This window comes from Anabaena azotica FACHB-119, from assembly GCF_014697625.1.
Taxonomy (GTDB): Bacteria; Cyanobacteriota; Cyanobacteriia; order Cyanobacteriales; family Nostocaceae; genus Trichormus; species Trichormus azoticus_A.
On the sequence record NZ_JACJSG010000025.1, the window covers coordinates 109349 to 119782 of the forward strand.

At 41.0% G+C, this 10434-nt stretch carries 5 protein-coding genes; 4 read left to right on the forward strand and 1 reads right to left on the reverse strand.

Annotated elements, in window-relative coordinates; translation table 11 throughout:
* The first annotated feature begins 422 nt into the window (after positions 1-422).
* The 3 genes from H6G83_RS18680 (at position 423) to H6G83_RS18690 (ending at position 6161) form a co-directional block, all read left to right on the forward strand.
* Positions 423-2117, forward strand: a complete 1695-nt coding sequence (locus H6G83_RS18680) for a glycosyltransferase family 39 protein (protein ID WP_190475014.1) — start codon at positions 423-425, stop codon at positions 2115-2117.
* A 955-nt stretch (positions 2118-3072) separates the two neighbouring features.
* Entirely contained in the window at positions 3073-4317 is a 1245-nt protein-coding gene (locus tag H6G83_RS18685; protein WP_190475017.1) for a glycosyltransferase, read from the forward strand.
* Positions 4318-4490: 173 nt separating this feature from the next.
* Entirely contained in the window at positions 4491-6161 is a 1671-nt protein-coding gene (locus tag H6G83_RS18690; protein WP_199328495.1) for a glycosyltransferase family 39 protein, read from the forward strand.
* An 89-nt stretch (positions 6162-6250) separates the two neighbouring features.
* On the opposite strand, the gene H6G83_RS18695 is transcribed toward H6G83_RS18690, so the two are convergent.
* Entirely contained in the window at positions 6251-6919 is a 669-nt protein-coding gene (locus tag H6G83_RS18695; RefSeq protein ID WP_190475018.1) for a DUF4082 domain-containing protein, read from the reverse strand.
* A 1076-nt stretch (positions 6920-7995) separates the two neighbouring features.
* Here H6G83_RS18695 and pabB point away from each other — a divergent pair.
* The gene (gene pabB / locus H6G83_RS18700; protein ID WP_199328496.1) at positions 7996-10260 is read left to right on the forward strand and encodes an aminodeoxychorismate synthase component I; all 2265 of its coding nucleotides are present in this window, start codon (positions 7996-7998) and stop codon (positions 10258-10260) included.
* The last annotated feature ends 174 nt before the right edge of the window (positions 10261-10434 follow it).

Here is a 10434-nt window from a genome sequence, read left to right on the forward strand (position 1 = left end):
GGCTTTAGCCTTCCTTTAAATCAGTTATCAGTTAGCCAGGGCGTATGGTGGGGAATAAAGAAGCGCCAACATACACATTCCACCAGTTGATGCGGTGTTTTACTAAGGTATTTAACTGATAACTGTTCATTGTTAAAGACTAAAGTCTTTACTACAAACCTATGTTATGTTCACATAAGCTTGTTCAACAGCGAAAACTTATACAAGTTTTTTGCCAGCAGTCGATAAAACCCTGTAGCTTTTAAACAAGGGAAAAGGTTGGTTGAATAAGGCATACCAGCAAATTGTTAGTATTTAAAATAACAAACATCTTTAGTATTTATTATTAAAAAAAATATTTAGTTATACTTAACGCAATTATTACAGAAGCAGAGAAATAATGCTGGTATCATGATGAGCATACCTTATAAGCAACTATATTGATGAATCCTGGGTTGCCAGTTGCGAAACTAAATAAGTTAGTTTCTTTACATACATTAGCATTAGGCGCGATCGCCATCGCCGTATTTCTGCGTTTAGTAAATTTAGGTAGTCGAGAATTTTGGTACGACGAAGTACTATCCTTACTCTTGGCTACAGGACAGAAAAACGCATATCAAACCCCAGGGGATGTACCGATAGCCTTGGCACAATATCTACCGATATTAACCATACCTAATGAATCTGGTTTTGGGGCAGTGATCTCAACTGTAAAAAATTTACTGTTGAGTTTGTTGGGGGGGGAACCTCATCCACCATTATTTTATTTGAGTCAGCATTTGTGGTTGCGTCTGTTTGGTAACAGCGAAGCAGCAATGCGGAGTTTAAATACATTATTCAGCATTGGAGCGATCGCTAGTGCCTATAGCTTAGGCAAAGTAGTCATTGGACATCGTGGCGGGTTACTGCTAGCGGCGTTTTTAGGACTCAACCCCTTTTATCTGTTCCACTCTCTGAATGTGCGGATGTATGCACCTTTAGTTTTGTGGACAACAATAAGTGCAACAGCACTTCTGCATTTGATAGAAAAAAACACTACTTCAAAAGCTAAATATACCCGTCGTCAAAAGTTGCAGTGGAATATCCTTTTCATTAGTGCAATTGCTGCTGGGTTGCTAACATTTTATCTTTATTTATATTGGGTAGTAGCTTTAGCTGTTGTCGTACTTTATCTTGACAGAAAACATTGGTGGCAACATGGTTTGCGTTTAGGCGCGGGAATATCACTAACCATTCCTTGGATATTGTGGGGAGGTATCAAACAAATTCGTAGTGCAGATTTAAAAAGATTTGGTGTTATCAAAGATGCAGGTTCAGCGATATTAATTCACTTGCAGGATACAGTTAAGACATTAGCAGCTAATTTCATATTAGGAGACTGGGTAACAAGCTTACCAACAATCAGTATAGTTGTAGTTGGTTGTTTAGCGATCGCTTTCTTCATGACCTCTAGCCTAAAACTTTGGCAACAGGGTGAACGCAGCAACTTAACTGTAGCTTTAATACTAGGAATTTTGCCTCTATTACTGGCTTTGATATTAGATATTGTCACCCAAAAATCAACTTTAAATTTTGGTGGCGGAAGAACCATGATCATCATTCTTCCAGGCTGTTTATTATTACTAACTTTGTGGTTAGAAAAAGCCATTTCTACGCAATGGCGTACATTAATAGCTGGTAGTTTGTTACTGTTATATCTCATCATTGGCTTTAGTGATTATAGTTTACGGCAACGCTCAGTTTTTCATTCAATTGCCCAACTAGTCACAAAACAAGCCCAACAACCCACCTTAATAGCTATGAACTCTAAAGCTTGGGGTCATGTTTTACGTTTAGCATATTACACCCCCCCCAAAGTTCCAGTCATGTTGTTAGCTGAACACCCAGCCAATTTAGCCACTTCACTAGAAAAAGTTCTCCAAAATGAACCGCAGAAATATTCTACTGTGCTTTGGTTAGAAAGTGAAAATCCTGTTTGGTCAAAACTAAAAACACCAGCAGAGATAGAACGAGAACATAATAAAATTCAGCAGATTATATCAAAAGAATTTCAAATAAAATACAATCAAAATATCACAGGAACAATGAATTTAGACAATTTCACGGTTAAAGTTTATAACCGTTCCGCCAAGAGTTGAAATTACAATCAATATATTTAGGACTTACGCAACAGGCATATTTTTTCTGTAGGGTGTGTGACTGGCGATAATATTTGAACGTAGTCATGAGACTTTTAGCGTCACGCACCAACCACCAATTGTGACACTTGCGTAAGCCCTGATATTAATTACGGTAACAGAGCGCAGTCGGATCACTCCCTGGAAGCAAGCTATGCGTTAGCGTCTCTGAAACAGAAGTATACACCCTTACACCCTGCCTCAACAGAAAACTTTGATGTGTAACATCAAGTTCGGCTAATTACTTATAATATGGTTGTTTTGGTCGGTAATTGGTAATAGCTAATAGGTAATTGTTGTGAGCCATTACCGATTACCGATTACCTATTACCAGCCCCCAATATATGATAAGTATTTAAGTGGACATGATATAAGTCCTGTAATGTTAGACTTACGCAATTGTCATAATCAAACTAACTTTAGGGTGCGTCAGCCCCAATAATTTCGTACATATTCAAGAATTTTACACATCTGACGCACCCTACCCCAAGTGCCAGATGCGTAAGTCCTATAATCTATCAAAATATTTTCTCCGTATAAATATATAGGTACATAAGGAATTATCTTGACAAACCCGCTAGCTACTGTGCGGGAATGCCTAACGGCGAAGGCCCTAACCTCAGCGTCAAAAACTCATACTCCATGCAGCCTAAAAGACGAAAGGTATTGAGTACCAATTTTAACCAAGACTTTAAAATATCCCATTAAGTCTAAAAAACTCATAAACTTTCAGAAAGTATATTCATAAAGGTTACTGATGTGCTGCATACTTAAGAGATTACAGTATACATATACTTATTTAACTTGTTTTAAATAATTTCGCCTCTAAATCCCGCAACTTCTCTTACCTTACTGATCAAGCTGCACTCAACAAAACACCGTATCATCTGTATCTGGTAATTCCTCACCTACCTTTATGAATATCAACACAACCAACGAACTATTAGCAGTCCCTACTGGCCCACTACAAGTTTCTGATGTGCCACCTAACAGCGTTGATACAGATGATCAAGATATATATTTTTCCCTGATAATTCCTACCTATAAAGAACGGGATAATATTCAAAATGTCGTCAGAATCCTCAGTCAAACCCTGGATGAGTTTATCCCTGGAGATTACGAATTAATTGTTGTGGATGATGATAGTCCCGATCTGACTTGGGAAGTGGCTCAATCTTTGACGGAAGAATATCCCCAGTTACGAGTCATGCGACGACAACAGGAAAGGGGACTATCTTCCGCAGTAGTTCGTGGTTGGCAAGTGGCGAGGGGACGCATTTTAGGGGTAATTGATGGAGATTTACAACATCCGCCAGAAGTATTGACCCAACTATTGACAAAAATGTCCGAAGGTGCAGATTTGGCATTAGCCAGTCGTCACGTAGATGGTGGTGGTGTGAGTAGTTGGAGTGTAGTTAGACGCTTCTTATCTCGTGGCGCTCAAGTGTTGGGTTTAGTCATTTTACCTGGAGTCTTAGGTAGAGTTTCCGACCCCATGAGCGGTTATTTTATGGTGCGTCGTAGTAGCATAGCAGGCGCAACACTCAATCCTGTAGGTTACAAAATTCTGTTAGAGGTCATTGGCCGGGGTAATGTTCGCAATATTGGCGAAGTTGGTTATGTCTTCTGCGAACGCCAACAGGGTGAGAGTAAAGTGACCTGGAAGCAATATATAGATTATATCCATCACCTAGTACGTTTACGCTTATCTACTGGGCGTGTAGGTCGAGTCAAGCAAAGAATTAATTTCCCTCTAGATCGATTTGTGCGTTTTGGTTTGGTGGGATTGAGTGGTGTGTTTGTAGATATGGTACTGCTTTACTTACTCAGTGACCCCTCGACCTTGGGTTTACCTGTGACTCTCAGCAAATTGATTGCAGGTGAAACCGCTATTTTCAATAATTTTCTGTGGAATGACGCTTGGACGTTTGCTGATGTATCTACCAGACAACAAGAATGGCATCAACGCCTCAAGCGATTTGTGAAGTTTAATGTTATTTGTTTGGCCGGACTGCTGTTGAATGTGGTGGTTTTGCAGTTAGTCCTTAATTTCTTGATTCCCAACCGCTACATTGCTAACTTAATTGCGATCGCAGTTGCTACCATTTGGAACTTCTGGGTTAACCTCAAACTCAGCTGGCGAGTTACCGACGTGAAATAGTTGCTGAACTCAAGTCGTCCATGTAAGTCTAATATACAAAGTAAACTACCCACACTGAAGAGACGGTACAGTGTGGGCTTCCAACTTCACAGAAGATTGCCGCATCTTGCATTTGCGGGCGCGAATCAGTTAACTTGTTCTAGCGCTTGGCTTCTCGCAAGGAATAAATTGGTTTGTATAATTTGCACTCTAAAATTTCCACTCGTTGGTTACATCCTCTACTCTTACTAGGCTGGTTCCTCATCGGTCTGGGCTTACGTTTTACCAACTTGACCGCCAAGCCTCCTTGGATTGATGAATTTGCGACTATAGTATTTAGTTTGGGGAATAGTTTTTTACCAGTACCAATAGATCAGGCGATCGCACCTGAGATTCTCCTGCAACCCCTGCAACCAAACCCATCTGCTACCATTGGGGACGTAATCCATAACATAACTACACAAGACAACCATCCGCCCCTATATTTTGTGCTAGCCCATCAATGGATGAACTTATTCCCCAATCAAGGAAAATACGTCTCCTTATTTGCGGCACGTTCATTTCCCGCTTTACTAGGCGCAGTCTCAGTTTTGCTAGCTTATGTCTTAGGTAAGGTAGCCTTCCGTTCCCGCTTAGTAGGACAGCTAGCAGCAGCGATGATGGCAGTTTCACCCTATGGAATCTTCCTCGCCCAAGAAGCACGTCATTACACATTAGCAGTAATCTGGGTGATTGCCTCCTTATCCTGTCTAGCAATTGCCACAAGCCATCTGCAAAACCGCACATTATTACCCCTTTGGTTAATCATCTGTTGGGTAGGAATTAATGCTTTAGGAATTGCCACCCATTATTTCTTTAGCCTGACTCTTTGTGCAGAAGCCTTGGTTTTGATATTTTTAGCTTGGCAACAATCTCAACAAGCAAAAACTTTAGTATTTCTCTCCTCCCTTTGGTGGCGCATTTATGTTGTTGCCTTTGGTACTGTCGTCTCAGGTTTAGTTTGGCTACCCAGCTTTTTAGACAATCGCGATCGCAGTAGTTTAACAGAGTGGATTCAATTTGAGGGCATCGGCTTAAACTTACTTAACCCAATTTTCCAGGCTTTCGCCGCATGGGTAACGATGATTATGCTGCTACCCGTAGAATCTGCACAGCTAGCCTTGGTCATAGTTTCCGGTTTGGTGATGCTAATTTTCGCTATTTGGGCAACACCAATTTTAGTTCGTGGTTGGAAATTCCAACTACAGCAACCCCAAAACCGTCTGGCGACTCAAGTATTGACTGGGGTAGTCTTGGGTGCGATCGCTTTATTCTTTATCTTGACTTATATTTTTGGTATAGATATTACACGCGGTGCGCGTTACAACTTTGTCTATTTTCCGGCTGTAATTACCCTTGTGGGTGCTAGCCTAGCCGCCTCTTGGTACAGTTCCCAAAAAGCCGTGGCATTGATTTGGCTGATGGGATTCCTCAGTGCTATCACTGTTATTTTTAATTTAGGCTATCAAAAATACTACCGTCCTGATTTATTAGCCCCCATCATTCAAGAAAATTCTCAGGTTCCCGTTCTCATCGCCACAACCCACAAGAGCTTAGTCCAAACTGGGGAAATGATGGGAATAGCCAGGGAGTTAAAATCTTCTGCACAAACTACAACTCAGTTTCTCCTAGCCCATCAAGAAAAAGACCCAAATACCTCTACAGTAGTCTTAGAAAATACCTTAAAACAGCTACCACGGCCTCTTGACTTATGGCTAGTAAATTTCCATGCCCCAATAGCCGCAGAAGCTAAAAAATGCCTAGTTCAGACCAAATCCTTAGCATTTGTAGATGGCTATGAGTATAAACTGTACCAATGTAGGTAAAAACATTTAGTTTACATATTTTTAAATACTGCACTTTCTCAATAATGATAGGTGGGCATTGCATCGGCCTATCACAGCCTGTTGCCTGCTTATAACCCAGGTGTTGTTGCAGTTGGACTAAAAACTACATCTACAAAATAATTACTACCCTCATATCCTTGAGTAGGGAAACCACCACCTAGACCATAAAAATATACACCATTAGGATTGTCAGGACTATCTGCGGGAATGTGTAATGGACTAATATCGACCGCCTTCTTCAAGTATCCTATGTCTTGTGCATAGCGTCCTGTGCTGGAATAGTATGAGGCAACATAAGTTTGTCCTGCCTGAATATTGATAGGTGGATATAACTGGACTGTTTGCCAACCAGGGGCGGGCTGTTGACCCTCGATAACTATTCCTTGTCTTAGTAATAAGCCATCTGCACTCCATAAGTGAACGATATAACCACTGTCATTAGCTACACCCCGATAGAAACGAATAGCGCTAATCTGTCCATCAACATCAGCAAAAAACTTTACTCCTACCTCTACTGGATCTGAATCTTGTTCAATGGGGTTATTGGGGATTCTCTGACAGAAAATTGTGTAAGTTTGCGTTTTTGGTACTGATTGTGCTGAAGCCAAATTCACATTTGTAACATTAGGTAAAAAGTTAGATAAAAAACTTATACCAAGATTAATAAAGATAGCTAGTATGGCAATGCCAATGAAAGGTATAAATTTGCGGTATTTGTGATTTTTTAAATGTTGCATCTGTCTTACTCACACCGTATTTCTGTTGTTAATTTAACATCAGTCCCTATCTGATAGAAAGTAACAATTACACAAATATAGGATTCCTATTTGATTTTTGAAACATACGTAGGCATTGCCCACCAAAACAATGATACGGCGCTGCACTGCCCACCCTACAGGTACTGATAGAAAGTAACAATTACATAAATATTATGTTTGCAGTAATCTCAGTATCTGTCAGCATTGCCCACCAAAGTCATATACAGGACTGACGCAACTGGCACTTGGGTTAGGGTGCGTCAGATGTGGAAAATCCTTGAATCTGTACGAAATTATTGGGGCTGATGTACCCTACAGATAGTTAAATCAATAGGGAAACCACCATACCCATTGGTGTAGGTTGAGTAGCTGGTCTAAATCGTAAATATACGCTTAATAACTGTTCACTAGTTTAAGGTCTTCTCAGATCCAAAGACCTTGATAAATTTCTCGCTAAAATTCGCTATTATATATTTTTGCTCTGTGCAAGATTAAATAAATTGGGAATCTCTCGAACCTTCAGATTATTACCTGTGGTTTGAGAGTCCCCAAGAAAGTGAATTACTACTACTGCTAGTAAGCAAAATAACGCTTACTGATGGCGATCGCTTCTAACTAAAGTAATAAATTATTAAGAAAACCCAAAAAATTCAGTGTATAACTGAGTGCGAGTGAAAAATATTACCAATAAACAGGGCAGAGGAGAAGCTGCTTGTAGTGGTTGGGACTTACGCAAGTGTCATCATCAAACTAACTGTAGGGTGCGTCAGCCCCAATAATTTCGTACACATTCTGTGGATTTTCCACATCTGACGCACCCTACCCCATGTGCCAGTTGCGTCAGTCCTGGTGGTTTGATGATTCATCTCGACTGCCATCACAGTTACTGTTGTTTTTTGTACCACTATTGATCATCGCCCTTTTTATCATTCCCAGCAGCAACAAAAGCCTTTTCCCTTGGGTACTTACATCGCCATAGTTTACATAACTTAAAAAAGCGTTGATGATTTTATCAATACCCGCACGAATGCAACTTCTGGTTATTTATTACTCAAATGGGCGATATCAAAACAATAATTATTGACAACTACGACTCCTACACCTTTAATCTCTACCAGATGATTGCCGAAATCAACGGAGAGCTTCCCCTCGTTGTTCGTAACGATCAATTAAACTGGTATGGATTAAAACAACAGGTTTTTGATAATATAGTAATTTCTCCTGGGCCTGGTCGTCCAGAAAACCCTAAAGATTTTGGTGTATGTCAACAGTTACTCCAAAATTCTTTCAATGTTCCTATACTTGGTGTTTGCCTTGGTCATCAAGGAATAGGTCATTATTATGGTGGAAAGGTAATTCACGCACCAGAACCTAAACATGGGCGCTTAAGTTATGTTTACCATAATGGTTGTGATTTATTTCAAGAAATACCCTCACCTTTCCTTGTTGTCCGCTATCATTCCTTATTAGTTTCTGAAGAATTGCCCAGTTGTTTAGAAAAAGTGGCTTGGACTGAAGACGGCTTAGTGATGGGGTTGCGACATCGCCACCTACCATTATGGGGTGTGCAGTTCCATCCAGAATCTATTTGTAGTGAGTATGGATACCAACTGCTGCAAAACTTCAGAAAAATTACTGAAGAATCAATCAAGCGAAATGATTCTCTTGGGGTAGGTATCCTCAGCGCCTCGAAAATACAAGGGACGGGCAAGATGCCCATCCCACAAGAGGATTATTTAAATTATATAGAAAGCCAAAATGGTAAATATCGCCCCAAATTAGCAAGAAAAATTTTTCCTATTTCCACTACTTCAACACAAGCCTCAGAATTTGCCATTTGTAGCCGAAAACTAGATTATTACCCAGATACCGAACAGGCATTTGTCCATCTTTTCGGGGAAGATCCTTATGCTTTTTGGCTGGATAGTAGCCGAGTAGAAGCAGGATTATCACGTTTCTCTTTTATGGGAGGAAGTGGAGGGGCAAACAGCTTACTAGTTCGCTACCGTACTCAATCCCAAGAACTGATTATTACACAATCGGGGCAGGTGACAAGCACCCATGAGAGTATTTTTGATTATCTCAAACGGGAAATTCATCGCCGAAGTTGCCAATCTGATGAGCTACCTTTTGATTTCAACTGCGGGTTTGTTGGTTATTTTGGTTATGAACTCAAGGCAGAATGCGGATCTAAGTTAGTACATACCTCATCTGTTCCCGATGCTATTTTGCTTTTAAGCGATCGCCTAATTGCCTTTGACCATCAAGAGCAAACCACCTATTTAGTTTACCTCACTCCCGTAGGGGAAACAGCATCAGCTCAAGCCTGGTTGGAGCTAACAGAAAAACGTCTGCGGACACTTCCCCCTCTACCTCCCCTCGTTTGCGGTATGACATCCCAGCCTGTAACTTTCCGCTTAAGTCGGTCATACCAGAGATATAAAGATGATATTTATAGATGTTTGCAAAAAATCCGTGAAGGGGAAACTTACCAAGTTTGCCTGACAAATCAACTGCATACAGACACAACACCTGATCCCCTGACATTTTATCGCAGATTACGCCAAATTAACCCAGCGCCTTACTCTGCTTTTCTGCGCTTTGGTGATTTGGCGATCGCCTGTTCCTCCCCAGAACGATTTCTGCAAATTGATCGTCAAGGATGGGTAGAAACCAAACCCATCAAGGGGACTGTCCGCCGTGGACAAACTCCCCAAGAAGATGCTTTACTCTGCCAAAGTTTGCGTAACTCGGAAAAAGAGCGAGCCGAAAACTTGATGATTGTCGATTTGTTACGTAATGATTTGGGGCGAGTTTGCCAAGTGGGGACTATTCATGTTCCCAAATTAATGGATGTAGAAAGTTATGCCACAGTACATCAACTTGTCAGCACTATCCGAGGTTTATTATCACCTAACATGGATGCTACAGACTGCATCCGCATGGCTTTTCCAGGCGGTTCCATGACGGGTGCGCCTAAGTTGAGAACTATGGAAATTATCGATCAACTAGAGCAAGAAGCAAGGGGAGTTTATTCCGGTGCGATCGGTTTCTTGGGTTTGAACGGTGCAGCCGACTTAAATATTGTCATCCGTACAGCCGTGCTGACACCAGAACAAACTTCTATCGGCGTAGGCGGTGGTATTGTCGCTCTCTCGGATGTGGAGATGGAATTTCAAGAAACTATCCTCAAAGCCAATGCTTTAATTCAAGCGATGCTCTTGACTGTTCACGGAGAGCTTCATCCCAGCCTCTACCGTATTTTAGGAATACCAGCAACAACGATAGATAAACCTAAAAAAGTCTTGAATGAAGTTTAAAATTGTCTTATGGATGTGCCAGTAACAGTTCTGGGGTTGTGCTGATGTTGTTAATTCGCTTTTGACATACTCACCGACGTTGAACGTCGGTGATTCTTGACAGTTCACAGCAACTAGCAACCGTTGTAGTCTTATGGTCGCTCCCTGTCCGTTTAAGGTCGTGCTGATGCCCCA